The organism is Adlercreutzia sp. DFI.6.23, from assembly GCF_024462535.1.
GTDB lineage: Bacteria > Actinomycetota > Coriobacteriia > Coriobacteriales > Eggerthellaceae > Adlercreutzia > Adlercreutzia rubneri.
Map to the genome: position 1 here is coordinate 1 of NZ_JANGBP010000319.1, position 327 is coordinate 327.

Below are 327 nucleotides of genomic sequence, written 5' to 3' on the forward strand. Positions count from 1 at the left end.
GTCCGTGGAGCGCGCCCAGGGCTCCGACGAGCCCTTCGACGCCGTGGCCGCCCGCGTGACGGCGGCGCGGAAGGCCCACACCGGCGTGAAGCCGGCCCGCGTCATCGTCTACGACGCCGGCAAGCTCGGCACGTCCTCCGAGCACAAGGCGAGCCGCTTCATCGACGAGCGCAGCAGCGCGAAGTAGGCAGCGAATTTTCGATCCGAAAGCCGGGCGAGGCGCTTCGCCCGGCTATCGGGTATCATGTCACACGAAGAGATCCCATCGAAGAAGGGAACCTGTATGACCTCTTACGATTTCGCCATTTCGGGACAGCACTACCTGTT

At 65.1% G+C, this 327-nt stretch carries 1 pseudogene; it reads left to right on the forward strand.

The window, feature by feature from the left end:
- A pseudogene (locus NE591_RS13540) lies at window positions 1–187 on the forward strand (phenylacetate--CoA ligase family protein); the annotation flags it as partial.
- Window positions 188–327 lie beyond the last annotated feature (140 nt).